Origin of the sequence: Sphingomonas trueperi, from assembly GCF_040545665.1 — a bacterium.
Taxonomy (GTDB): domain Bacteria; phylum Pseudomonadota; class Alphaproteobacteria; order Sphingomonadales; family Sphingomonadaceae; genus Sphingomonas; species Sphingomonas trueperi_B.
This window is the reverse complement of record NZ_JBEPMH010000004.1, coordinates 356,982-381,768: the sequence shown is the minus strand read 5'-3', so window position 1 is coordinate 381,768 and position 24,787 is coordinate 356,982. Positions and strand designations below refer to the sequence as shown.

The 24,787-nt window shown below is 62.9% G+C and carries 23 protein-coding genes and 1 pseudogene; 11 read left to right on the top strand and 13 right to left on the bottom strand.

Annotated features, from left to right (window positions below; all coding sequences use genetic code 11):
- Positions 1 to 100: 100 nt before the first annotated feature.
- Positions 101 to 1,012, top strand: a complete 912-nt coding sequence (locus ABIC65_RS15160; protein ID WP_354309832.1) for a hypothetical protein — start codon at positions 101 to 103, stop codon at positions 1,010 to 1,012.
- Between the two features lie 314 nt (positions 1,013 to 1,326).
- Here the strand turns inward: ABIC65_RS15160 and ABIC65_RS15155 are convergent.
- Positions 1,327 to 2,093: pseudogene (locus ABIC65_RS15155) on the bottom strand (IS5 family transposase).
- Positions 2,094 to 2,216: 123 nt separating this feature from the next.
- On the opposite strand from ABIC65_RS15155, the gene ABIC65_RS15150 reads away from it, so the two are divergent.
- The gene (locus ABIC65_RS15150; protein ID WP_354309831.1) at positions 2,217 to 2,702 is read left to right on the top strand and encodes a hypothetical protein; all 486 of its coding nucleotides are present in this window, start codon (positions 2,217 to 2,219) and stop codon (positions 2,700 to 2,702) included.
- A 231-nt stretch (positions 2,703 to 2,933) separates the two neighbouring features.
- Here the strand turns inward: ABIC65_RS15150 and ABIC65_RS15145 are convergent, their stop codons facing one another.
- The 3 genes from ABIC65_RS15145 to rlxS all read right to left on the bottom strand — a co-directional run bounded on the left by ABIC65_RS15145 (position 2,934) and on the right by rlxS (position 5,893).
- The gene (locus ABIC65_RS15145) at positions 2,934 to 3,353 is read right to left on the bottom strand and encodes a helix-turn-helix domain-containing protein (RefSeq protein WP_354309830.1); all 420 of its coding nucleotides are present in this window, start codon (positions 3,351 to 3,353) and stop codon (positions 2,934 to 2,936) included.
- Positions 3,354 to 3,364: 11 nt separating this feature from the next.
- Positions 3,365 to 3,790: a CopG family transcriptional regulator gene (locus ABIC65_RS15140; RefSeq protein WP_116468266.1), complete on the bottom strand. Its 426-nt coding sequence runs from the start codon at positions 3,788 to 3,790 to the stop codon at positions 3,365 to 3,367.
- 75 nt (positions 3,791 to 3,865) lie between these two features.
- A complete protein-coding gene (rlxS, locus tag ABIC65_RS15135; RefSeq protein WP_354309828.1) occupies positions 3,866 to 5,893 on the bottom strand; it encodes a relaxase/mobilization nuclease RlxS in 2,028 nt (675 codons plus the stop codon).
- 298 nt (positions 5,894 to 6,191) lie between these two features.
- Here rlxS and ABIC65_RS15130 point away from each other — a divergent pair, with 298 nt between their 5' ends.
- Positions 6,192 to 6,500: a hypothetical protein gene (locus ABIC65_RS15130; protein WP_354309826.1), complete on the top strand. Its 309-nt coding sequence runs from the start codon at positions 6,192 to 6,194 to the stop codon at positions 6,498 to 6,500.
- 1 nt (position 6,501) lies between these two features.
- Here the strand turns inward: ABIC65_RS15130 and ABIC65_RS15125 are convergent, their stop codons facing one another.
- From ABIC65_RS15125 to ABIC65_RS15115, 3 genes are all read right to left on the bottom strand, one after another.
- On the bottom strand, positions 6,502 to 7,425 hold the full coding sequence (locus tag ABIC65_RS15125) for a HEPN domain-containing protein (RefSeq protein ID WP_354309824.1): 924 nt from the start codon (positions 7,423 to 7,425) through the stop codon (positions 6,502 to 6,504).
- Between the two features lie 68 nt (positions 7,426 to 7,493).
- Complete coding sequence (locus tag ABIC65_RS15120; RefSeq protein ID WP_354309823.1) at positions 7,494 to 7,706, bottom strand: sigma factor-like helix-turn-helix DNA-binding protein; 213 nt, start codon at positions 7,704 to 7,706, stop codon at positions 7,494 to 7,496.
- Positions 7,703 to 8,611 carry an ArdC family protein gene (locus ABIC65_RS15115; protein ID WP_354309821.1) on the bottom strand — a complete coding sequence of 303 codons (909 nt, stop codon included), beginning with the start codon at positions 8,609 to 8,611 and terminating at the stop codon, positions 7,703 to 7,705. The genes ABIC65_RS15120 and ABIC65_RS15115 overlap by 4 nt, the downstream gene beginning before the upstream one ends.
- 918 nt (positions 8,612 to 9,529) lie before the next feature.
- On the opposite strand from ABIC65_RS15115, the gene ABIC65_RS15110 reads away from it, so the two are divergent.
- Together ABIC65_RS15110 and ABIC65_RS15105 are read left to right on the top strand one after the other, a co-directional pair.
- Positions 9,530 to 11,071 carry a catalase gene (locus tag ABIC65_RS15110; RefSeq protein ID WP_354309819.1) on the top strand — a complete coding sequence of 514 codons (1,542 nt, stop codon included), beginning with the start codon at positions 9,530 to 9,532 and terminating at the stop codon, positions 11,069 to 11,071.
- Positions 11,072 to 11,168: 97 nt separating this feature from the next.
- A complete protein-coding gene (locus tag ABIC65_RS15105; protein ID WP_354310029.1) occupies positions 11,169 to 11,708 on the top strand; it encodes an ankyrin repeat domain-containing protein in 540 nt (179 codons plus the stop codon).
- Between the two features lie 27 nt (positions 11,709 to 11,735).
- Here ABIC65_RS15105 and ABIC65_RS15100 read toward each other — a convergent pair whose 3' ends face one another.
- On the bottom strand, positions 11,736 to 12,710 hold the full coding sequence (locus tag ABIC65_RS15100) for a GlxA family transcriptional regulator (protein WP_354309817.1): 975 nt from the start codon (positions 12,708 to 12,710) through the stop codon (positions 11,736 to 11,738).
- A 133-nt stretch (positions 12,711 to 12,843) separates the two neighbouring features.
- Here ABIC65_RS15100 and ABIC65_RS15095 point away from each other — a divergent pair, with 133 nt between their 5' ends.
- Positions 12,844 to 13,668, top strand: a complete 825-nt coding sequence (locus tag ABIC65_RS15095; protein WP_354309816.1) for a dienelactone hydrolase family protein — start codon at positions 12,844 to 12,846, stop codon at positions 13,666 to 13,668.
- Between the two features lie 41 nt (positions 13,669 to 13,709).
- Here the strand turns inward: ABIC65_RS15095 and ABIC65_RS15090 are convergent, their stop codons facing one another.
- Positions 13,710 to 14,792 (bottom strand): NmrA family NAD(P)-binding protein, encoded by a 1,083-nt coding sequence (locus tag ABIC65_RS15090; protein WP_354309814.1) that lies wholly within the window; start codon positions 14,790 to 14,792, stop codon positions 13,710 to 13,712.
- 139 nt (positions 14,793 to 14,931) lie between these two features.
- Here ABIC65_RS15090 and ABIC65_RS15085 point away from each other — a divergent pair, with 139 nt between their 5' ends.
- From ABIC65_RS15085 to ABIC65_RS15065, 5 genes are all read left to right on the top strand, one after another.
- Positions 14,932 to 15,420, top strand: a complete 489-nt coding sequence (locus tag ABIC65_RS15085; RefSeq protein ID WP_354309813.1) for a winged helix-turn-helix transcriptional regulator — start codon at positions 14,932 to 14,934, stop codon at positions 15,418 to 15,420.
- Positions 15,421 to 15,446: 26 nt separating this feature from the next.
- Positions 15,447 to 16,157, top strand: a complete 711-nt coding sequence (locus tag ABIC65_RS15080) for a hypothetical protein (RefSeq protein WP_354309811.1) — start codon at positions 15,447 to 15,449, stop codon at positions 16,155 to 16,157.
- Positions 16,158 to 16,216: 59 nt separating this feature from the next.
- Positions 16,217 to 16,678 (top strand): hypothetical protein, encoded by a 462-nt coding sequence (locus ABIC65_RS15075; protein ID WP_354309810.1) that lies wholly within the window; start codon positions 16,217 to 16,219, stop codon positions 16,676 to 16,678.
- A gap of 65 nt (positions 16,679 to 16,743) precedes the next feature.
- Positions 16,744 to 17,520, top strand: a complete 777-nt coding sequence (locus tag ABIC65_RS15070; protein ID WP_354309809.1) for an SDR family NAD(P)-dependent oxidoreductase — start codon at positions 16,744 to 16,746, stop codon at positions 17,518 to 17,520.
- 29 nt (positions 17,521 to 17,549) lie between these two features.
- The gene (locus ABIC65_RS15065) at positions 17,550 to 18,440 is read left to right on the top strand and encodes an NmrA family NAD(P)-binding protein (RefSeq protein ID WP_354309807.1); all 891 of its coding nucleotides are present in this window, start codon (positions 17,550 to 17,552) and stop codon (positions 18,438 to 18,440) included.
- Positions 18,441 to 18,503: 63 nt separating this feature from the next.
- Here ABIC65_RS15065 and ABIC65_RS15060 read toward each other — a convergent pair whose 3' ends face one another.
- From ABIC65_RS15060 to ABIC65_RS15045, 4 genes are read right to left on the bottom strand one after another with little or no spacing between them, the layout of a single operon-like run.
- A complete protein-coding gene (locus ABIC65_RS15060) occupies positions 18,504 to 19,481 on the bottom strand; it encodes a retropepsin-like aspartic protease (RefSeq protein ID WP_354309806.1) in 978 nt (325 codons plus the stop codon).
- A complete protein-coding gene (locus ABIC65_RS15055; protein WP_436286735.1) occupies positions 19,478 to 20,665 on the bottom strand; it encodes an acetyl-CoA C-acyltransferase in 1,188 nt (395 codons plus the stop codon). Before ABIC65_RS15055 ends, ABIC65_RS15060 begins: the two co-directional genes overlap by 4 nt.
- A 35-nt stretch (positions 20,666 to 20,700) precedes the next feature.
- The gene (locus tag ABIC65_RS15050; protein WP_354309805.1) at positions 20,701 to 23,817 is read right to left on the bottom strand and encodes an efflux RND transporter permease subunit; all 3,117 of its coding nucleotides are present in this window, start codon (positions 23,815 to 23,817) and stop codon (positions 20,701 to 20,703) included.
- The gene (locus tag ABIC65_RS15045) at positions 23,814 to 24,785 is read right to left on the bottom strand and encodes an efflux RND transporter periplasmic adaptor subunit (RefSeq protein WP_354309804.1); all 972 of its coding nucleotides are present in this window, start codon (positions 24,783 to 24,785) and stop codon (positions 23,814 to 23,816) included. The genes ABIC65_RS15050 and ABIC65_RS15045 overlap by 4 nt, the downstream gene beginning before the upstream one ends.
- Positions 24,786 to 24,787: the final 2 nt, after the last annotated feature.

Sequence of the window (24,787 nt, the reverse complement as noted above, 5' to 3'; positions counted from 1 at the left end):
AACTCAGCGCTTTCTATTCTGGGCTACTGCCGGATCGATCCTACCAGACTGCTGGTACCATGCGCAGAGACGGCAGGCGCATCCGACACCTTCCAACAACATGATCAAGGACCAGCCGGAGATGACCACCGCCACCGAACTCAGCGCTGCTGATATCGCTCGCTTGGCGGGATCCGACTTCGAATATCGCTATCAGGAACTTTCCAAGTTCGGTGATGCCGATATCCGACAATATATAAAGCGGACTCGCACGCTGGCGGCTCCAATCGCAACCTCCTTTAATGATGAGTGCAACGCTGAATGGTTCATCCGAAGCTATCTCGCGTTGAAGCTTGTCTTGTCCTCTACCCTGCTGGCCAACACGGCTCTTTATGCCCGTGACCACAATCTCCAGTCGGTCAGGCCATATCTCAGTTACTATTTGATGTTAAATTGCTGCCGTGCTTTCATCTTCACCCTGCCATGCGTGCCATGGCAGGGGCTAACAACGATCGAGATGACACACAGCAAGATCCTCAACGTCGCAACCGACAAGCTGAAGCGCTTGAGCTCGGATGAGAAAGAGCGGTGCGGCCCGATACTCCGCGTCGCGAAAGAGCAGCGCGATCTCTTCTCATACAGATTCCCAGCGACCGGCCTATCGCTGTTCGGCGCGAACCTTGTCGATCTCGACGTCGCAATCGACATTGCGCGATTATTTGCCGAGCTTGCGCAGTTAAATCTCGCTTGTCTCGAAGGGGAGATTCTCAAGAAGGCGCTCGGTCCGTTCTCGATCCCGCAGGTCGATGACATCTGGCACACAGTTAGATACGAAACCGCGGGAGAGGATTTTATCGACGATGACGATTATCAGCGCGTCGGCTATTTCTATCGCAAGTATAAGAGGCCGGTTGCGCTCGTCGGGATCGCAACGGAGGGCTTAGTCGAGGACTTCTTTGGCGCTTGGTCCAGCGGCGACGATGAAGGCTTCGATCCGGATAGCGATACCAGCTTGCTGCTAGACCTTCTCTGAATAAAAGGGTTTTTCTATGAAGGATCTTGTACGGCCGATGTATAGATTTTGCCTAAGGCAAAACGGTGACCTATTTTCTTTGTTTTCAGTTAGAGAAAATAGCGATGGCACATTGGCGGTTTACATCACCACGGAGGATAGCCACGAGGGGTTTTCCGAAGACTTTCAAACAAAAAAATTGTTCCGCGGGACGGGTTCAGCCTCCCAGAGAAAATTTTCCGTCCATCCTTCGATTGGACGAGATGGAATAACTATAACTTATCAAGTCGTGCTAAATAGTGAAAAATTCCGTTCGAAGCTCCTAGGGCCGGGACTCACAAAAACCACATGACGCTGGCGGCAAGATGGATGCTGCCGAGGAAGACGGTGGCGGTGCGGTCATATCGCGTGGCGAGGCGTCGGCAGTCCTTGAGGCGGCAGAACATGCGCTCGATGGCATTGCGCCCCTTGTAGAGGCTGCGGCTGAAGCAGCTTTTCCAGCGCCGATTGGCCTTGGGCGGAATGTTGGGGATAGCCCTCTGTTGCTCGATCAGGTTGCGGATGCGGTTGGTGTCATAGGCGCGGTCGGCATGGACGATGCAGCGGGCCGGCAGGCCATTCAGCAACGCCTCGGCTGCCCGACAGTCCGCGGCCTGACCTGGCGTCAGGCGGAAGGCGAGCGGCTTGCCTTGGGCGTCGGCGATGGCGTGGATCTTGGTGTTGCGCCCACCGCGGCTGATGCCGATCGCCTGGGCGTGCGCCCCCCTTTTCCGCCGGCTGCCGACCGATGGGCCTTCACATGCGTGCTGTCGATCAGGACCTCGGCTGGTGGTCCACCGGCAGCGGCGAGAGCTTCGAACACTGCCTGCCACACGCCCTTTTCCGACCAACGCTTATGCCGATTGTATAGCGTCTTGTAGGGACCGTAGGCGCTTGACGCATCTTTCCAGCGGCAGCCCGCCTGCAGCACATGGACGATGCCGCTGATCACGCGACGGTCGTCAACCCGCGGCACGCCTCTCGGCTTGTTCGGCAGCAGCGGCCGTAGCCGCTCCCACTGCTCGTCGCTCAGCCAGAACTCTCCCGGCAAGTTACCCTCCACAATCAATGTGCAGGGTGAATCACATCTCTCGCGCCAAGGGAATCCTGTTTATGGGTCCCAGCCCTAGTGGACTCAGACTTGCCCAATCTTATTGCGAGAGTTTGCACTTATTTATGCCCGATAATGAACGAACGATCATTGGTTGAGATAAAAAACAAAAAAGGGAACTTAGTTGAAATTGCAAGTCTCTCGCGAGATTATAAAGCGTCTATTATATACTCAATCGTAGTGACCGGTAAATTTTGCCCGCCTACAGCAATTTCCGGATTTCATCGGACCGAAATCGAATTCGAATATTTCAATCTCAATGTATATTTATCTTATTTAAACTTCCCCGCGGCTGACGTTAGTATCATGAACTCTCAAATGACGTTTTCTCCGCAGATCGACGGAAAACCGATTGGAAGAGTGAATTTGATCAAATCCCCCAACGAGGAGTCACGGTTTCTGCCAGACCTGGTCAGGCAATCGGCTCTTCGAGTCGCAAATCGCGCAATTGATATTTATGTAAGAAGATATCCCGTACTTGCATCTATGAAAGATATTCCACTTTATTTTCATCCTAGCTTGGACGCTTTAAGAAAAGGGCGTGCTGTACGCGGCTTCTAACGGCATCACTACAAATTAGCATATCATATAAAAGGTCCCACGATCGCAATCGCTTCAGTTGCGATCCATTGCCGTCCGAAAGGCGGTTTCGCCCGTAATTGGTCGTTCGCTGTCGCTTTCGTGAAGGGCAGGTTTGTCCCAAATTCAGACTGTCACGCAGGCCACTTTTAGCAAGACCCCAAAGCTCAGACCCCAGCCAAAGCTAGGACAGCAGAACGACATAAGATGGGATCAACGAACCACGTCGAGCTGGTCGTCTCGATCATAGAGGGCCGAAATCATACGCTCAACAACAAGGTCTTCAGCTTTTCCCCGCCTCCCCTCGTCCGCCGATGATAGATCGCATCGAACCGCCTCGGGGGTCGAGGCAAGGCTCGCCGTCAAAATGGCATTGGCCAGAAACGGGTGCATCACCTCGGCTAAGGGGGGCCGGGCGCCGTCGCCCGCGGTGGGGCCGCCACGCTGAAGCAACGCGTCGATGCTGGTCATCGGCACGAGCGTGATCGCGCCTACCTTGATCACCCCGATCTCGCCGGCCTTGATCAACTCGTAGAACTTCGACCGGCCGATGCCGGTGATGCGGCAGGCATCAGCAATCCGCAGCGTGATGGGCGACAGGTCGGTGTTCGGCTTGCTCAGCGTAGGACGCATGGGACGCTCCTTCATCTGTCCCTCCCCAGTTCTGGGGATTGACGGTTGGCGATGCGGTTATTCGTGTCGCCCCGGGCGATTGCTCGACCGACGAGCTCGACGAAGGCGTCGTAGCGAAGCCGGCCGAGACGCTGCGTCTCGGTATCAAAGGCCGGCTGGTGCGCCGTGAGGGTAAGCTGGTGGCGGACGAAGAGCCCGAGGGCTTCGGTCAGATAGTCGAGCTTCTGCTCCATCCGGTCGGCGGCGCGGTTCTGACGGTCGAGCCGCGCACCGAAGCGCTGGTCGAGTTCATGGCCCGCACGGCGATCAAACCATGCGGTCAGCGCGTCGGTCAGGATCGCGGTCTTCGACGATCCCGGCTGCGCAGCCATCGCGTCGAGCTTCGCCGACAGTTCGTCGGGAAGGTAGAATTGGTGGCGGGTCTTGCGGGTCTGCATGCCGTGCAGATTCCGCCTCTTCCCACTTCCGTTACAGGGCCTCGCTGGTGAATCCCGGTACCTCTTTGGGGACTCTCAGAACCCGCCGATCTCCGGACCCGAACGCCGGCGCCCAAATGTCCAGCTGATCGCACCGCCGCGATCGATGCCGGAAACGGTTCGACCGATCTGCTTTTCCAGCACCGGCCGCCAGGGCACCAGCGTGAATTCTCGCGATTTCTCGATCACCGCATATTTCGCGGCGCCGACCTGCACCGCCTTGCGATAGGTACCCTCAATCGCGCCGCCGCGATGCTCGGTATAGCCAAGCCCCATCTCTTTCGAGAGCTGCCCCGCCACCTGCCGCAGTTCGCGACGCCGCAGCTCGGTCAGCAGATTGGCGCGGAAGCGGACGGTATCGCCGTCGCGCCAGGCGAGGTCCTCTTCGATTAGCCACTGGCGGCGAAGCACCAATGCCTGTCGCACCTGCGCGCCGAAGCCGCCGCCCAGCACTTCCGGTTCTTTCGCGACCTGCTGCTCGTCGAGCCAGGTCACGCCGTCGTGGCGAACCAGCTCCAGGACCGGGCGCTCGGCAAGCGCTTCGATCTCAACGGGCCGTGCCGCAGCCGCCCTTCGCTCGAAGGCCAGGACCTTGTCGAGATGATCGGCGCCGATCTTCCAGCTGCCGTCCGGCATGCGCTCGACCTCGCCCCCTCCCCGTCGCAGCGCTTCCAGCCGCCGGACATGGGCTTCGGCGAAACGCTGGCTTGCACTGGCGTCATGGCGCAGGTGCCGGTCGACGCTGTAGATGCCGTTGTTCGCGGCGGCGACCTCGGCAACCATTCGATCGACATCGCGGATGCCAGCGATGACCGGCGACACCCGCACAATTTCAGGGCGATCGCTCGATTCCGAGAGCGACCGATTGCCCAGGTCGACATAGTGGCTGCGCCCGTCGGTCGCTGCCACGATCAGGTAATGGCGGTCGCGATGCTCGTCCGCCAGTCCGGTCGCCACGACGCGGCCGATGAGCGGCTTGCCCTCGGCTTGCTCGTAGATCGCATAGTCCTGCGGATGCACCTCAGGCGCATGCCCTTTCATCTGCGCATGCATGGTCGCAATGATGTCGCCGCGCCGGCCCATGGCCCGCAGCGTCGCTTCCAGATCGTCGGCGAGCCGGTAGCGCCCATTTCCCTCGTCGGTCACTAATCCCATCCGCGCGAGCTTGCCGAGGCGCGCCGCGCGCAGCCCCTGCTCGATGCTGTCACCATGCCGGGACGACACCAGGCCGTCGGCCTCGCGCCCAGCCAGCAACCTACGATCAATGCTGGTGAACCGCTCCTGGCCGATCTCCCGCTGACGCCCCTCGAAAATCTCGCGATCGGTCCGCGGCCCGAGATCGAGATTGACCAACTCCACTGCCCGCGCGGCAAGCCCGCGGCTGATATATTCCCGAGCGATGATCAGGTCCCGACCACGATCGTCGACACCGCGCACCAGCACATGGGTGTGCGGATGCCCGGTGTTGAAATGGTCGACGGCAACCCAGTCGAGCTTCGTGCCGAGGTCCTGTTCAACCTGCGCCATCCAGCGCCGCACCAGCGGCTTCAGATCTTCGTACTGCGCACCGTCTTCGGGCGCGACGATGAAGCGGAACTGGTGCCGGTCATCGGCGCCGCGTTCGAGGAATGCCTTGCCGTCAGCAACGTCGTGATCAGCAGCATAGAGCGTGCCGCGCTCACCGTTCCGGGTGGTGCCATCGCGCTGCAGATAGCGAAGGTGCGCGGCAGCGCCCTTTACCCCCTTCCCGGCCAGCTTCACGAAGCGGGCCTTCACGACGACGCGGCGCGCACGAATTCCGGCAAAACGATCGGATGCCCCGAGCACCCGACCGACGCCCGATCCGCGACCGATCCTGCTGCCATCGAAATGCCGGGCGCGCGCAGCCGAAGATCGTGCTGCGCCGCCAGCGAGATTGGTGGCTTTGCGAAGCTGGTGCGCGAACGGGCGATCCGCGCCGACCCGCCCCAACCATAGCTCGAATGGATCCTCGGCCATGACGCTGTCCCATGCTGCAAAGCGCCAGATGAGGGTGCGCCAGCGCAGCCCTTCAAGGGCCTCCATTCGGGGGAGCCGGAAAGCCGCAGAAACGCTGGCGTTCCGGCAGCCGCGCCTTCCAGATGGAGGCACCGCCATCGGCATGCCTCCATCAAAGACGACGTGCAGACGCCACTTCCGGGGCCGCTTGGAGGCACCGCTTTTATCTTGCCATCCCTTCTATCCCCCCGCCGGTCCCCGCCAGCCTTTCATGTGTTCCCTCTATGTTCTACTATCGCAGCCTTTCCGAGTCGCCAGGAATGGGCCCGATATGTCGATCAGAATCGAACCACTGGAGAATGGCCGGCTGAAGCTTTCCGGTGACGTGGAGGACGAGATTTGCCTGTCCGCGCGGGCGCTAGATGAGGGCTTTGGCATCGCGATTTCGGACGGCACGCTGGTGCAGGGACGCTTCGATAATTGGGCCGACGAGTGCCGATTTTCGGTCGACGTCGACGGCGCCGGAATCGCTACAATCAGCCGCGCGGAGCACGGCGACGTGCTCGATCTGGCGTGGAAAATCGAGTGGATCAGCGTCGCGATCGCCCGCGACATGCGCTGCGCCGAACGCAGCGAAGCGCCACAGTTGCAGCGCGAATTGTCGTTCGCGGACGCCGGGAAAATCGCCGCCTAGATCAGGCGGCGGCGCTGCGTTCCAATACTGCGATCCGCTCTTCGCAGATCACCTGCACCGCCTGACCAAGTGCCTCGACACGCTCGCCGAGCCACGCCAGTTCTTCCTCGCTGATGCGGTAGTGCTTCGAATAGCGCGCCTTCACATAGGCCTCTTTCAGCTTCTCGAAGCGGGCACGATCGGTGCGCTGGTCACGCGGCCAGGCATCGACCAGACGCGGGTCGATGCGCTCCGCCTGGGTGCGGAGGAAGCCCAGATTATGCACGTGGGGGGTGTAGAAAGTGCAGACCAGAAGCACGCAGTGGTAGAGGCGTTCAGCCGTCTGGTGCAGCAAGAAAGCGGCCAGCTTTAGGTCGCCATCACGCTCAGCGTACCCAGCATTCCGTTTGAACCCGGCTGCTGTTGGAAACCATTCTCCGAAATACTCCTGCGCCATGGCCAACGCCTGCTTCGGCGTCTTAGGCTTGGGCTGATGTAATTCGGTATCGTCGCTCTGGTACAACGCGATGCCGTCGCGGGCGACATCCATGAAGAAATAGCGGCCGTGCGCGAGGCCGTCATTCACCTCCTGCAGAGTATGAACGATGAAGTTGACCGGCGTGCGCAGCGTTTTGGTAATCGCCAATTCACGATTGAGCCGGTCGTCGGCGGTGGTCCAAAACTGGGCGCGATCGGTGAGCTTGTCGTTGTTGACGATCACCAGCAAGTCGAAGTCCGACTGATAGCCTTTGGCGGTATGTGGCTCGTCGATCCATCCGCCGCGCGCATAGCTGCCGTAGAGAATTACCTTTAGGATGCGCCCCTGCTTCTTCCAGTCCGATGTCGCAACAGCGGTCGCGTCGCCAAATTCCTGGAACAGGATTTGAACGACACGCTCCAGCTCGCGCTGCTTGGCTGGCGGCAAATGATCGAGGCCGGTCCTCATGGATCGATCCTAACGCGCTGATGCGGCGGCGTACACCTCGCCCGCAGGTAGCGGGCGAGGTGCCGCCTTCATCGCGGCCCTTTGCCGCGTTCGGCACGATCCAGGGCAAGGATCACACGGGCAATGGCCTGCTCAACCTCCCGTACCGTGCAGCCATGCCTTTCGGCCGCCTCGACGTAGTTGCAATCATCAAACCGCACCGATCCGAAGATCGCCCGATCCCGTTCGGGCAGGGCACGAAATGCGCGGCGCATCCGCCGCAGTCGAAGCCAGCGCATCATTGCTCCGCCTCCTCATCCGACGTGAACCCAAGCAGGTAATCAGCCGCCTTGCTGGCCGCGCTCGCCGCCCGAAAGATCGCCTTTTCGTCCTGCCGCAGCACGGCCAACCAGCTGCCAATATAATCGGCATGCCGCACTGTCGGCCGGATCGCCAGCGATGCGCAGGTGAACGCGCTGGCCATCTCGGCAACCAACTCCTCGCGCGCATAGGAAGCGCTGCCGAACGCCCCCGACTGGTCACGATCCAGCCGCGAACAATGCCCGGTCCAGTGCCCCAGCTCGTGCAGCACGGTGCGATACCAATTGATCCGGTTGTAGAAAACGAGCTGCGGCGGCACCGCGACATAGTCGCCGCCCGGGCTGTAATAGGCCTCACCGCCCCCGACCCGGATATCTGCCCCACATGCTTCCATCAGTGCATGCGCGGCGGGAATGCGGTCCGCCTCGGCCACCGGTTCGGCGTGCTCCACCACCGTCAGCCGCTCGGGCAGCCCCTCGCATTGGTCGACGTTGAACACGGTGAACCGCTTCAGGAACGCCAGCTGCCGCGCCTCGCGGTCCTCATCCCGCGCCCGCTCGGCCTCGTCCTTCGGGGTGAAGCGATCCGCATAGCAGATCGTCGTGCCCCGCTCGCCGCGCCGCACGCTCCCACCTGCCGCCTGCGCCTGCCGAAAGGTCAGCCAGCGCTGCGAGGCATACCGCCCCTCGATCACCGCCGCCCATAGGATTAGTACATTGATCCCCGAATAGCGCCGCCCGGTCACCGCATTGGCCGGCATCGCACAGCCACACGCCGCAGCATCCCAAGGCTGCACCCAGGGCAGCCGTCCCTGTTCCAGCTCGGCAATCACCCGTCCCGTCACCTCGGCATAGAGGCTCGCCCGGCTCTCGCGTCCAACACCCATGATCCTGCTCCTTCCAAAACACCGCAACCGGCGCCGGAAGGGCGGGGGAGCGGCAGGAGCGAACCGACAGTCCTGCCGAGGGTGGCAGGCCGCACCCGAAGGGCCGAAACACCGTGGAGGAGCCGGGCACCGCCCGGCTTGCGGCATGCCGCGGCAGGACTACAGGGAAGCGACGCTCCCCCTGCCCTGTCCGCGTGCTGGCGCACCAACGCCGCTGCGCCCGGCGCGGCGACCATCCTGTCAGCGCGACCGCGCTGCCGGGCGTCATCGCGCCCGGACAAGAACCGCACCCTTGCAACCGGGCGGGCCCGCGCGGGCGGCGTGCGTGCGCCAGCCGCCGCCCGTGCCTCCCGCCCGGGCAAGTGTGCCACGCGGGCACGAACACAGCGCGCGCACTGTACCAGCGTTCCGCTGCCGGCACCTGCCGGTAGCCGATCCGCAGGATCGGCGCTCGCGTCCACGATAACAAGGCGGCCAGCCAACTTGGGACCGCACAGCGGCATGCGAACGCATCATATCGGGCGTCACACGCCCAGCGCTGACTCCCTATTCCGCCCGTCGTTCAAGAGGCGCACCTACCCTGACGATCGCCACCCTCGCATTTAGCGGTTTTTGCGATTGGACGAGGGGAGCTCAAAGAGAAATGCCAGTCCGTTTCGCTCGAGCCAGAGGTCACTGCGATCGGCGTCACATTCCTGTCGCAACGCCAAACGACAATTATCGATTACCGCTAACTGCTCTTTCATTAACAGTGAAAGGATGCGCGTGCAGCAACCTAACACTATGAAATTGGCTCGCTTTACCCCGCAGAACTTGAAAGCGATTAGTTTCGATCACGATGATCAAAGACGTCAATTTCTGTAATCCTTCTGCTCAGCATAACGCCGCCCCAACCTCAATGGAGCTAAGGGAGCGAACATGAAGCATAAACGTATCCTTGGTATGGTGGCGGCGCTCGCCGGGCTAACTCCCGCCGCGTACGCCCAGACCACATTAACCCGAGATACCGGTGCGCCAGTGGGAGACAATCAAAACAGTCAGACTGTCGGCGAGGACGGTCCAGTGCTGCTGGAAGACGCAAGACTTATTGAGAAATTACAACGATTCGACCGCGAGCGAATTCCTGAACGCGTAGTTCACGCGCGAGGCACTGGCGCACAGGGAGTGTTCGTGTCTGACGGAAATTTTTCAGCCTACTCAGAAAACACCGTCTTTTCCGCTGCCGGAAAGCAAACCCCCGTCTTCGTTCGCTTCTCCACGGTTATGCCGTATCGCGGCTCTCCCGAAGCAGCCCGTGATCCCCGGGGCTTCGCTGTCAAGTTCTACAGCGACCAGGGCAACTGGGACATTGTCGGGATCAATTTCCCCGTCTTCTTCATCCGGGACGCCATAAAGTTTCCCGACTTCGTGCACGCGAATAAGCCGTCGCCGGTCACGAACATCCAGGACCCAAACCGCGCGTTCGACTTTTTCGCCAATGTCCCAGAATCAACGCACGTTCTGACCTGGCTGTACACGGACACGTTCGGGATGCCGATCAACTATCGCATGATGGACGGCTATGGTGTTCACGCGTTTCGTCTCGTCAACGCGCAAGGCAAGCAGGTGTTCGCGAAGTTTCACTGGAAGAGCCGGCAGGGCCTGAAGGGCATGACCCTCGAACAGACGCGTGCCGCCGATGCCGACTACGCGACGCGCGATCTTTACGACCAGATCCGGGCCGGCAATTTCCCGAGCTGGGACCTATACGTCCAGTTGATGCCGGCGGAGAGGGTTGGCCAGCTCACCTACGACGCTTTTGACGACAGCAAGATCTGGGAAGATGTGCCGGAAGTGAAGCTCGGCACGATGACGCTTAACAAGGTGCCGGATAACTATTTTGAATATAGCGAGGAGTCTGCCTTCGCCCCGTCAAACCTGATACCCGGCGTAGAAGCCTCACCTGATCGGATGCTGCAAGGCCGATTGTTCGCCTATGCGGATACCCAGCGGTACCGTCTGGGCGTCAACTTCGCGCAGCTTCCCGTGAACCGTCCACTCGCCGCTGTAGCAAACAACAATCAGGACGGGTTCATGGCTGCGAGCGGCCGTAATGACGACATCAATTATGAGCCCTCGCTCACTAAGCCCACGCCGCGCGCCGATGCGCGGTACAAGGCGGCTGAATACCCGGTCGGCCCCACTGCGCAAATCCGCGTCATCAGCAAATTGGATAATTTCCGACAGGCCGGTGCGCTTTACCGCACGTTGAGCGCTGTCGAGAAGGAACACCTGGTCAAGAATCTGGCGTCCGACCTTGGACGGGTGAACAGTCCCGAGGTTCGTCGACTGATGGTTGGGCACTTTTATGCCGCAGATGCGGACTATGGAACGCGCCTCGCCAAGGCAGTGAACGTGACTGTGGAGGACGTTCGCCAGACGATGGCGGTGCACCCCGAGCAGTTCCCGAACCAGCAGTAACGCAGAAGCGGCAAAGCCCCGGCGCCCTCTGCGGTGCCGGGGTCCACGACACTAGGATTTTGAGATGTTTCGATCTTTGTTGACCATTGCGATGTCCATGGCCGTGGTCGCCCCCTTGCCCGCAGCCGCGAATGGGCAGGCAGCGCAAACCTCGCTGACAAGCGCGCGAGCGCAGGAGCTGCTGTTTGATGCGGCTCGGCTCGGCCGTACCGATCTCATCCCCGCGCTGGTTGCCGCGGGCGCCGATGTGAATGCATATGATCCGCGAGGCTATACGGCGCTGATCCTCGCTGCATATGACGGAAATGCGGACACGGTAGAGGCCTTGCTAAAGGCCAAGGCAGACCCCTGCAAGCCCGACGCGACCCAGGGCAATACCGCGCAAATGGGCGTTGCCTTCAAGGGCTTGGACGCGCTCGCAGCAAGGCTGCTCTCCACTGGCTGTGCGGTTAATGCCCGCAACAAGCAGGGACAGACGGCGCTCATGATGGCAGCGATGTTCAACCGCAAGGCGCAGGTCGACCTTTTGCTGACCGCCGGCGCCAAAACGGACATTTTCGATATGGAAGGAAGGACCGCAGCGTCTGTCGCCCGAGCGCAGGGCAATGACACCTTAGCGGCCAAACTGGAACATTGAGCCGATCGCCGCACCGCGCAGGGCAGTTCAGGCAAGCCTCGGCCTGAATTGCCCCGGCGTCGCGTGCGCCAGCTTTCGCATCATTCGTCGCAATGACGTGGCGTCGGCATAGCCCAGCTCGGCTGCGACCTGCTCGATCGACAACCCTCTGTCCTGAAGTAGCTGGCGAGCGCGATGGAGGCGCACGCTCTGCAAAATTGCAGAGACATTCCCGCCGGTCTCACGCTTTATTCGTCGGGAAAGTGTCCGACCGGACATACCGAGCTCGGCCGCGAGTTGGGTAATCGTCGGTGGGTCGGGTAGTGCTGCCTCAAAGGATGCAGCCACCTTGCTGACGAGATCCAGCCTTCCCGCCGATGCCCGCACGGCCGGGCGAGGCGCTTCAAGTTGCCGCCCGTCCAGGATCATGGCCTTGGCAACGGCCTTTGCCAATGCGGGGGGGAAGTGCGTCCGCAGAAGATGCAGCATGAGGTCGAGATGGGCGAACGCTGCTCCCGCGGTCACGATATTGCCATCAACGATCACGGTCTGTTCGACGTCGACCACGCAATCCGGCTGCAGTCTCTGGAGATACTCTCCCAACCACCAAGTCGTCGTCGCGCGTCTGCCCCGAAGCAGTCCGGCCCTTTCCAACAGCAGAACGGCGGAGCACGCGCACGCCACCGTTCCGCCACGCGCGCCATGCAGGTGTATCGCCTCGGCGGCCGTGACCGCATCCGGTTCCGACATGCGTGCCGCAGCAGACTCCACACTGTCAGTCTCAAGGCCCGCAACGAACCAGATGGAATGGTCCGAGGTCTGGTCGCTCTGCGCCAGCGCCGTCGCTTCGATCTTCACGCCGTTGCTCAACGTGACCATCGGGTGTGACGAGACGACGTTCCACCGGATCGGCCCGCAGCCGCAGGACGGAGCCAGCCGGGCTGCCGTCGCCATAATGTCGAGCGCAGCAGCCACGCCTGATGCGAATGCGCCCGGAAGCGCCAGGATGGTAACATCAACCATCGGCCGATCGCGCCCGCAAAATGGCCGGAATGGCCCTCGTTAAACCGAGCACACTGCAGTCCACTGCGCGCGTGCCCACCGAGGTCGCGATCGATCCCGCGGCGGTTGACCCAACCGGGAAAGCGATGGAATCATGAAGAAGAGACCGCTCGACGCCTATGATCCGCTCGAGGATTTCGAGGCCAGGAAAATCACCGAACTTGATACGACCAAGACGGTGCATGTCTCCGGCACTGGGCCGGCGGTGATCGTCATTCCGGAAGTGCCCGGGATCAGCCCGCACGTCGCGCGGTTCGCGCGCTGGACGCGCGACGCGGGGTTCACCGTTTACATGCCCTCGCTGTACGGGCGAGACGGCGAGCCGGTCGACCTGGAGGTCGGCCAGGCGATCTTCAAGCGGGTGTGCATCAGCGCTGAATTCCGGGCGTTCGGATCGGGAGGATCGGCGCCGGTGACGCAGTGGCTTCGTGCCCTGGCGCGGACGGCGCATGAAGAATGCGGCGGCCCTGGCGTGGGTGCGATCGGCATGTGCTTCTCGGGCAATTTCGCGCTCAGCATGATGCTGGAGCCGGCAATGTTGGCCCCGGTCCTGTCCCAGCCCGCGCTCCCGCTCGACGATGACGCCGGGTTGCAGATCGCACCGGAAGAGCTCGAAGCGATCCGCGAACGCTTGGACCATGAAGACCTTTCGGTTCTCGCCTATCGGTTCGACGGCGACCGCTTCTGCAAGGCGGAGCGGTTCGCAGCCTATGATAGGGCGCTCGGGAAGCGCTTCATCGGCCGGGTTCTCCCCGACAGCGCCGCCAATCGCGACGTCCCCGAGTTCTTCGAGAAGGTAGTGCAGACGCCCCACAACGTCGTGACCGTTCACCTGATCGACGCGGAGGGGCAGCCGACGATAGCCGCTCGAGATGAAATCCTTCGCTTCTTTGCGCACCGTTTGCTCGGGGTGCGTTGACGATCGACCACGGAATGATTGCCGCCGGGGTGGTGCAGTCTTCACAGCCTGCCGCGGCGCCGATCTTCGCTTAGCTTGAGAATGGTGCGCTGGGGTAATGTTGCGGGTTGCAGCCTTTCCCACAGCGTTTCCGAACCTTCGATGGCAGCCCGCTGTTCCCAGCGCTGCAGCCAGTCCTCCGCACTGCGGATCCGCGTCGGATGTATCTCGTCGAGCAGCGCATAGTCGCGGGTGATGATGTCGTGCTTCCAGAGGTTCCAGAAGCCGGTGAAGTTGTCGCGGAAGCTCATCGTGCTCTTGTCTGCGGGGTCTGCGTTATAGCCAGCTGGCAGGTCTGCGACGGCGGCCAGTGGTGCGAAATAGGCATCGAGGCTGGTGTCCACGAACCGTGCGGGGTGGCCAGTCACGCGTTCGAAGGCTGCGGCGAGATCGGCATAGCGAACATGCTCGATCGCAACTTCGAGGTTCATGCCGTTGGCACGCTCCGAGTGATCGAACAGCCAGCGCACATAGTGGCCGCAATCTTCCAGCGCGACATGGACCACGGCGCCGGTCCCCAGCGGCACGCGCCAGGTCAGCACGCCGTCTTCAACCCGGGGCGTCATCGGGGTCTGCGCGGAGAACGCCATCTCCATATAGGGTCCGGTGGTAAACAGCGCGGCACCCATGCGGTCAGCGTTCACCCCATTCTGTGCGAGGATCCAGTCGCCGATGCGCCCCTTGCCGTCATAATGACCGGTGCGGAACATCGATCTGTACCCCGATTTCTTCAGGCCGTAGTCCAAGTTCCCATAGACAAGAAACTTGACGCCTTCCTCCAATGCAATCTCGTAGCTTCGGATCGCCCAGTACATCTCCGTCCGCTCGCCGGCATTGAAGCCGTCGATGTTAACGAACGCCCCATCGCAAGCACGAAACCCCTCTCGAAGGGTGTCCTCATCGGCGAAGCTGCCTTCCAGCAACGCGACATCACCCATGTCCCGCAGCGCTTGGGCGCGCGGCGCGCTGCTATCGCGCGTGAGTGCGACGACGTTGTAGCCGCCGTTCGAAATCAGCCCGCGCACAACGGACATGCCCTGCGCTCCCGTCGCACCAATAACGAATATCCGAGAAATTCCAGCCATTTCCCAATCTCCTGCGCTTGCCTTTCCGTAGTAGCTCTCATAATCAGAGTCTATAACTCCTTTGATAAGAGTTTATCGGCTCTGCCGGGGTGAGAACGAAGAGATGCGATCAAAGAGCTTTGAGGGAATGGCCTGCTCGATGGCCGAGGTGATGGGCGCACTAGGGGATCGCTGGGGAGCGCTCGTCATGCGCGACCTGCTGCTGGGGCTCACGCGCTACGAGGACCTGCGCCACTCGACAGGCGCGACCAACGCCACATTGTCCGATCGACTGAAGCAGCTGGAACGATCCGGCCTCGTCGAACGGCGGGAATATCAGGTTCGCCCGGTCCGACGCGAATATCTGCCGACCGAGAAGGGTCGCGATCTCAGCTTGCTGCTGCAGGCGATGGTGCAGATCGGCGACAAGTGGCGCCACGCGCAGCACGAAGAAGCCCCCTTGCACATCGTCGATGCGCAGACCCGCCGTCGCCTGAAGCTGGAACTGGTAGACATGGAATCCGGTGCCAGCCCCTCCTCCGGCGCAATCGCGCTTGAGGCAGGTCCCGGGAGCGACGCCCACATGCAATGGCGGCTCGCCCGTGGCGAGGCGGAGCGGGCCCGGCGAAGCGAGCGCCTCCCCGATTGAGCTCTTGTCCAAAGGAACACGCGAACATGATCGACTTGTTGAAACGCGCCATCGACGCTCATGGCGGATGGGAGAGGTGGCAGGCGATCCGCTCGATCTCTGCCAGACTGACGACCGGCGGGGCGCTGTGGGACATCAAACGGCCGGGCTTTGTGACCGACCGCGAAATCATCGCCGACCGCGCCGCACAGCACCTCTCCTTCGCTGTGGACGACGGGGAGCGCCTCTTCTTCACGCCGTCGCGCGTCTGGACCGAGGATCGGCATGGTGCGGTGCTGGAATCTCGCGACGATCCTGCCACAGCCTTTGCCGGACAGACTTTGGAGACACCTTGGGATAGGCTGCACGCCACCTTCTTCACCGGCGAGGCTCTGTGGACCTATCTGACGCAACCGTTCCTCTATGCCTATCCGGGCATGATCGTGGAAGAAATCGCGCCATGGGTTGAGGCAGGGGAGACGTGGCGCAGCCTGCAGGTCACCTTCCCCGACACGCTCGTCAGCCACACGCGGACCCAGATCACCCGGTTCGGCCCCGACGGGCTGATCCGCCGCCACGACTATACAGTGGACATTCTGGGCGGCGCGCGCGGCGTCAACTATGCGCACGCCTACCGGAGCTTCGATGGGATTTTGGTTCCAACGCAACGCCGCGTCTTCGCCGCCGACGACGACTGGCAGGCCGTGCATGATCCGCTGCTCGTCTCCATCGATATCACCGACATGCGGTTCGAGTAATGTCGGCGATCTCCCCAAATCGCCGCCTCCGCCTGCAACGGTCGCTTGCGCTCCTGCTGATGACGCTGAGCCTCGCCCCGCCGCCGGCAGCGGCCGCAGGGACGAAACACCCGTCTGCTCTCGAGCATGCGATCCTTTGCCGCTTCGATGCTTTGTTGAAGGCCGAAAATGCGCAGGACCTGCCCGCCACCCGCGCGCTGTTCCGCGACTCCGAGGACACGCTGTTCGTCGGCAAGACGCCGCCTGGTGCGGCCGACAACTGGGGCGGCTTTTGGGGCGAGGAGGCGACTACGCAGATCAGCGCGCTTTGGCATGCCGGCGGCTTCGCCATTGCCGAGCGCGCGTCGCCGCGTGTCACACGCCTTGGGCATGGCGTTGCGCAACTCTACGCACCGGTGTCGATCCGTGTCGCCTATGCAGGCCAGAGCGGCAAACCGCGGCCATTCCTCCTGATCCTGGATTGGGTCCGGAAGCGCGGAATCTGGAAAATCGCGTCCGACATCGCCATCCCGGCGGGCTGAAACCTATAAAACATCAATATCTTGCACCGATATGTGCAATTACACACTTCTAAGGAGACTCACGCGTGAAAATTGATCTTAACGGCAAGACGGCGCTGGTGACGGGATCCACCGAAGGCATCGGCTTCGCGATCGCGCAAGGACTTCACGCCGCCGGGGCCGAAGTGATCGTCAACGGTCGCACCGAGCAGAAGACGCAAGCAGCAGCGGCGAAGTTGAGCGGATCCGCGCGTGGCCTTGCGGCCGACATCGGTTCGGCAGAAGGCTGCGCCGCGCTCATCGCTGCCGAGCCGCGTATCGACATCCTCGTCAACAATGCCGGCATCTACCAGCCGGCGGACTTCTTCGACGCGGACGATGCAATGTGGGACCTGCACTGGCAGGTGAACGTGATGGCCGGAATGCGACTGTCGCGCGCCTATCTGCCCGGCATGGCGGATCGCGGTTGGGGGCGAGTCATCTTCCTCGCATCCGAATCCGCCTTCAACCTACCGGTGGAGATGCTGCACTATGGTGTCAGCAAGACTGCGGACGTAGCTCTTGCACGCGGGCTCGCCAAGCGGATGGCGGGTAGCGGCGTCACCGTCAACTCGGTCCTGCCCGGCCCGACGTTCACGGAAGGCGCGGCGGCGATGCTGCAGGAGGCCGTAACCGCCTCTGGCAAGAGCTTCGAGGAGGTAGGTGTCGACTTCGTCACCACGCACCGTCCCAGTTCGATCCTGCGCAGGCCTGCCACGCCTGAAGAGGTCGCCAACATGGTCGTCTTTGCCGCGTCGCCACAAGCATCGGCCACGACCGGGGCAGCCCTCCGCGTCGACGGCGGCGTGGTCGACAGCCTGTAATCTTCCTCTTCCCCGATAAGGAATCCCCCATGTCTCAGCCCATTCTCGTGACCGGAGCGACCGGTGAGACCGGTCGCTATACGGTAGATCGATTGCTCGCGCGCGGCCTTGCGGTACGTGCATTGGCACACAAGGACGACGATCGCGCCGCGCGACTTCGCGCGGCGGGCGCAGAAGTGGTCGTCGGCGATCTGCTGGAGCACGACGACGTGCTGCGCGCAGTCGACGGCGCGCGCGCTGCCTATTTCTGCTACCCGGTCCGCCCCGGCCTGATACAGGCGACAGCCTATTTTGCCGATGCCGCGCTTCGCGCCGGCCTGGAAGTGATTGTCAACATGTCGCAGATCTCCGCGCGCGAGGATTCGAAGAGTCATGCGGCGCGCGATCACTGGATCGCCGAGCGGCTGTTCGATCGCGCGGGCGTGCCGGTCGTACACTTGCGACCCACCTTCTTTGCGCAGTGGTTTCTCTACCGCCACGCCAAGGCGAGCATCGTTGAGCGCGGCGAGATCGACCTACCCTATGGCGACGGACGACATGCACCGATCGCGGCGGAGGACCAGGCACGTTTCATCGCAGCGGTGCTCGCGGATCCGCAGCCGCATCTGGGCAGCACCTACACTCTGCACGGCCCGATCGAACTGTCGCAGGCGCAGATCGCCGGAGCGATCAGCGAGGCGCTCGGGCGGGAAGTCCGCTATGCTCCCTCCTCGATCGACGCCTATCGCGCGCGGCTCGAGCAGGCAGGGCTGCCGGCATTCCTCATCCAGCATTTTTGCGCGATCGCTGTCGATTATCAGAACGGAATCTTCGCTGGCGCGGACACGGCAATTGCGACGGTCACGGGCACGCCGCCGATGACCGTCCAGGCCTTCATCGACCTGCATCGGACCGCTTTCGAGCGTCCCGCCTCAGCCTGATCGCGGCGATGTACGCGTGGGAGGCGAGTGCCCGCCTCCCACACTCAAACTAATGCAGCACAATCAGCACGTGCCGCCGGCCGCGCTCGGACGGACATAGAGGGTACCGGACGCATAGTCGATCACGGCGCCGTTCTGGAGCATGAAGTCCGCACCCAGCGTGATGGACGCGGGAACGTTGGCGGGGATGCCCGGCTTGCCCGCATAGATCGCCTGATCATAGATCACGGCACCGCCTACCGGCCAACGATGTCCTTCCATGCACAGCGGCACTGCGCGGGACGAAGTAAAGCTCGACTGCACCGATCCAGCCGGCCCGCCCGCTGTTTCGCCCCGATCGACCAGGGGCAGGTCGAGCCGCTGCGCAATCGGCAGACCGATGATATTCTCCGACACGGTCGACACGAGCACCGGGTCTGCTGCGCCCGCCGTCGTACCGTCGACGGTGTAGTTGCGGCGCTCCGCGTGCCAGGTCATCCGCAACGCGATATAGCCGCGCCCGCGAAGCTCCTCCCCGAGTTGCGCCGCATCCGCGTCGGTTTCGGCGAAGCCGAGCCGCCGCTGCGCGTAATCGACGATCACGTGGTTGGCGCGCAACCACTGCACTCCTAACATCCCCTGCATCACCGGCTTCTGCGGCGTCTCGAAGACCGAGAGCGCCACATCCTTGTTCTCGACAGCGCCTACGCGCAACGATCCCAAAGTCGTTTCGGCGCGCCCCAATGCACTGACCTTGCCATGCGCGACAATGCCATAATGTCCCACGCTCTTGAGGTCCTTCAATCCGGCCCGCGCCGCATTCGCATGCGTGGTCATCACGAAGAAATCGGCATTTGAATGCACCATCAGCAGCAGTGGAACGCCGTTCAGCTTCGCCTGGACGAAGGGGCGTTTACCCGACACCTGCCGGATAACGAACGGCACATAGCTGGTCTTGGACAGCGCAGGCTCGATCGCGCCTGCAGCCAGTGTAAAGCCACACAAGGCGGTAATGGCAAATTTCACGTCCGACACTCCTGTTCTTCCGGCGGCGACCTTCACGGCCGCTCTATCGCCACCGCGGTGGCCTCACCCCCGCCGATGCACAGCGTCGCGACGCCGCGCTTGCCATCGCGGGCTTCCAGCGCGTGAAGCAGCGTCACCAACAGCCTGGCGCCGGTCGCGCCGATCGGATGTCCCAGCGCGCAGGCGCCGCCGTTGACGTTCAGCCGCTCCAGCGGAAATTCGAGTTCCCTGGCCGCAACCATCGCCACCACCGCGAAGGCTTCATTGACCTCCATCAGGTCCACGTCCGCCAAACTCCATTCCAGCTTTTTCAGCAGCTTGCGCACCGCTGGCGCAGGCGCGGTCGTGTACCATGCGGGATCCTGGCTGTGCGTGGCATGGCCACGAAGGATCGCGCGGATCGGCAACCCTTCACGCTCCGCCATCGATCGGCGGGTGAGCACTAGCGCGGCTGCACCATCTGCATTGGCGGAGGCGCTGGCGGCGGTGATCGTTCCATCCGGGCGGAATGCCGGCCGCAGCGTGGGAATGCGATCGGGGGAAACCTTCAGTGGATGTTCGTCGGTGTCGATCGTCAGCGCGCCGGCCCTGGTCGGCACCGTCACCGGCGAGATCTCCGCTGCGAACTGCCCGTTGGCGATGGCCGCGCGAGCGCGCGTAAGCGTCTCCACCGCATAGGCATCCTGCGCCGCGCGATCGAAGCCATATGCTTCCGCCGCCACCTCGCCGAAATCTCCCATGGGCCGACCGGGCTCATAGGCATCTTCCAGCCCGTCGAGCATCATGTGATCGAGCACGCGATCGTGGCCGACGCGATAGCCGGTACGCGCCTTGGCCAGAAGATACGGCGCGCCAGACATCGACTCCATGCCGCCGGCGACGATTAGATCAGCGGAACCGGCGACCAACAGGTCGTGCGCCAGCATCGCCGCCTTCATGCCCGAACCGCACACCTTGTTGACAGTGGTCGCGCCGATCGCGTCCGGCAGTCCTGCGCGCTTCGCCGCCTGACGGGCGGGCGCCTGGCCTTGGCCCGCGGGGAGTACACACCCCATTAGCACTTCCTGCGGGCGATCGACAGCGACGCCAGATCGCTCCAGCGCCGCGCGGATGGCAACTGCGCCCAGTTCGGCCGCGGGAACCGCCGCGAGGTCGCCTTGAAACCTACCGAGCGGCGTCCGAGCCGCGCCAACAATGACAATGGAGTCTTGGTCGCTCACGCTGATCTCCTGGGGAACGGAGGATGGGAGAATGGTCACGCCACTACGATGTCGTGGGTCGCGGGCTCGTGGTGCTCCGGCGGCTCACCCGGGTCGCGGTCAAGTAGGGGCTGGATGCGGAACCAAAGCGCGTAGAGAGCCGGCAAGAACACCAGCGTCAGCGCCGTGCCACCGATCGTGCCGCCGATCAGGGTGAAGGCCAGCGAGCCCCAGAACACCGACTGGGTAAGCGGAATGAACGCCAGCACCGCCGCCAGCGCGGTCAAGATCACTGGGCGCGCACGCTGGACGGTAGCCTCCACTACAGCGTGATACGGATCTAGTCCTTCAGCCTCGTTCTGATGGATCTGCCCCACCAGGATCAGCGTGTTTCGCATGATGATCCCGGCGAGCCCGATCAGGCCTAGGATGGCGTTGAAGCCGAACGGCTGATGGAACAGCAGCAACGTGGGCACCACCCCCACTAGCGCGAGCGGTGCGGTGAGCAGCACCATCGCCATCGCCGACAGCGAGCGGACCTGGACGATGATCACAATCATCATCAGCACCAGCATGATCGGAAAGACTGCCGCCAGCGCCTTGTTGGCCTTGCCGGCCTCCTCGATCGCAGCGGCCGTCTCGATCTTGTACCCTGCCGGCAGCTTGGCGCTTACCGGCGCAAGAGCCTTGGCGATCTGAGTCGAGATTTCCGGCGGCTGGAACCGCTCGTCGATGTCGCCGCGCACGGTGATGGTGGTGAAACGGTCTCGACGGCGGAGGATCGGCTCTTCCATGCGGACTTCCAGTCGGCCGATCTGGTCGAGCGGGATGCGCTGGCCGGCACTGCCGGTGAACGTAAACCCATGGAGCCGTGCGGGATCGAGCCGGTCCGGCCCCTCGCTGCGCGCGACGACGTCAACGGCGCGTATGTCTTCGCGGATCTGGGTTACCGACGCCCCAGTCAGCAGGAACTGCAGCTGCTCTGCAGCATCATGACTGCTCAGGCCAATCGCCTGGAGGCGATCCTGATCTAGCACCAGATGCACGGTCGGCACGCGCTCCCCCCAGTCGGTGTTGACCTGCCGCATCGAAGCATTGGCAAGCATCACGGCGCGTACCTGTTCGGCGATACCGCGAACCTTCTCTGCGTCGGGGCCCATGACCCGGAAGGCGACGGGGAACGGCGAATAGGGGCCGAAAACGAGCTGGGTGGCGCGGATACGCGCCTCGGGCACCAGCCCGTCAGCCGCTGCCTGTCGCACGCGCAGCTTGAGCGCCTCGCGCGTCTTCTCGTTCGGGGTCAGCACGACGATTTTCGCGAAGGAGGGATCGGGAAGCTCGGGCGCCATCGCCAGGTAGAAGCGCGGCGCACCCTGCCCGACATAGCTGGTGACGATCTTCGCCTCGGGCTGCCTGCGCAGCCAAGCCTCGACCTTGGCGGTGGCAGCGTTGGTCGCCTCGATGCTCGATCCCTCGGGCATCTGCACTTCGATCAGCACTTCGGGTCGATCGGAGATAGGAAAGAACTGCTGCTTGACCGATCCCATCAGCACGAATGCGCCGATCAGAAGGGCGATCACCACCGCCAGCACCGTCTTGCGCCGGCGCACGGCGCCCGCGATCAGTCGACGGACACGTCGATAGCGCGGCGTGCCGTAGATGGCGGCGTGGCCACCCGCGACGCGGCCGATCTGCGGCAGGAGCTTAACGCCCATATACGGTGTGAACACCACCGCAACGACCCAGGACGTGAGCAGCGCGAACATCACCACCCAGAAGATGTTGCCGGCATATTCACCTGCGCTCGACTTGGCGAAGCCCACCGGCATCAGCCCGATCGCCGTAAGCAAGGTGCCGGCGAGCATGGGCGCGGCAGTATGTCCCCATGCCCAGGTGGCGGCGCGGATACGGTCGACCCCCTCCTCCATCTTCACTACCATCGCTTCGATGATGATGATCGCGTCGTCGACCAAGAGGCCAAGCGAGAGGATCAGCGCACCGAGCGTGATCCGGTCGAAGTCGCGGCCTGTGGCCAGCATGATCACGAACACCGCCGCAAGCGTGAGCGGCACCGCCAGCGCGACGACGATGCCGACGCGCCAGCCCAGGCTCACCAGGCTGACCACGATCACCACGACGAGCGCGACGAAGAATTTCAGCATGAACTCGCCGTACGCTTCCTGGATGTTCACCGCCTGATCGCTCACCTTGGTGAACGACATGCCGAGCGGGGTCTCCGCAGCGACCGATTTCGCTTCCTTGGCAAGGTCTCGTCCGAGATCCAGGCCATTATACCGCTCGCGCATCACGACGCCGAGCAGCAGCGATGGCTCGCCCTGATTGCGGATCAGGAAGGTGGCAGGATCCTCATAGCCGCGCCGAACCTCGGCGACGTCCGAGAGCTTGAGCGTCCTGCCCGCGGCGGTGATGGGCGTGTCCTTGATCTTCTGGAGATCGTCGAACGCTCCGTCCAAGCGCACCAACACCTGCGGCCCCTTGCTGTCGATCGATCCCGCCGGCGTCACGAGATTCTGGTTGTTCAGCGCCGCGAAAATGTCCCGCGGGCTGATGCCGAGGTTGGCGAGACGCGCGTAGGAGAACTCGACGAAGATCCGCTCGGGCCGTTCCCCGATGATGTTTACCTTTTTCACGCCCGGCACGTGCAGTAGTCGCTGGCGGATGCGCTCGGCCTCTCGAACCAACAGCCGCTGCGGCTCGCCATGGGCCTTCAGCGCATAGAGTGCGAAGGTGACATCCCCATATTCGTCGTTGACGATCGGCGCCAACACCCCGCGCGGTAATCGGGAAGTCTCGTCCTGCAGCTTCTTGCGCGCTTGATAGAATTCGCTCTGCACCTGGGCCGGCGGCGTCATGTCGCGGAGCGTCAATGTGGTGAAGGCCAGCCCGGGCCGGGTGAAGGTCTCGGTGCGATCGTACCAGGTGAGTTCCTGCATCCGCTTCTCCAGCGGCTCGGCCACCTGCTCCTGCATCTCCTGCGCGGTCGCACCGGGCCAGACGGTGACGAAGGTCATCACTTTGACGGTGAAGTTGGGATCCTCGGCACGGCCAAGATTGACAAAGGCAAAGATGCCGGCGAGCGAAATGGCGACAATCAGGAACAGCGTCACCGCGCGTTCCCGGACCGCAATCGCGGAAAGGTTGAAGCCGCTCACTGTGCGGTCGCTCCAACACGCACGGTCTGGCCCTCGTGCAGCAGATGCGCACCAAGGGCGACGAACCGATCGGCAGACCGCAGACCCTCTGCGACCGTCGCGGTCTCCTCACCGATCGCCGCTATACGAACCGGCCGCCAGTGCACTTGGCGTGAGGAGCTGTCTAGGATCCACAGGCCCGGCCCCTGCCCGCGATCGAACACCGCAGCGATCGGCACCTGAACACCGTGCAGCGCTTGCGGCGACGATATCGCGACGGAAACGGTCGCCCCCAGCGGGGCGCGGGCAGCGTCGCCGCTCAGCACGTAGCGCGCGGAATAGGTGCGGGTTGCCGGGTCGGCCGCGTTCGAAAGCTCGCGCAGGCGGGCTTCGGCCTGTTGTCCCGTCCGGAAAAGCTGGGCCCTCGCCGCCGATCCAATCGCTGGGCGCACCGTCTCGGGCAAAGCCACCAACGCCTCGCGTGGCCCAGCATGTGCGAGCTTAACGACCGGCTGGCCAGCGGCAACCACCGCGCCCGGTTCGGCCAGTGTCTGCACCACGACGCCGTCCGCGTCGGCGCGCAGGACCGCATACTCGGCTTCGTTGGTTGCGACCCGCGCCAGCGCTTGTGCCGCGCGCAGCTCCGCACGGGCAGAATCGGCCGCCGCCTTGGCCTGATCATACGCGGAGGCGGACACGGCACCGGCCGAAACGAGGTCACGGTACCGCCGCTCATCGGCGGCCGTCTGCGCAGCCTTGGCTTGTGCTGCGGCGACAGTACCCTGACGGGCATTCGTGGCCAGCACCAAATCGGCAGGATCAAGCCGCATCAGCGGCTGGCCCCGCCGCACCAACTGCCCCGTGTCGACAAGACGCTGCACCACCTTGCCCGCCACGCGAAAGCCGAGGTCGCTCTGCACCCGCGCCGTTATCACGCCGGTGAACGTGGCAGTTCCTTCCGCCGCATTACCGGCCTGCGCGACCCGCACCA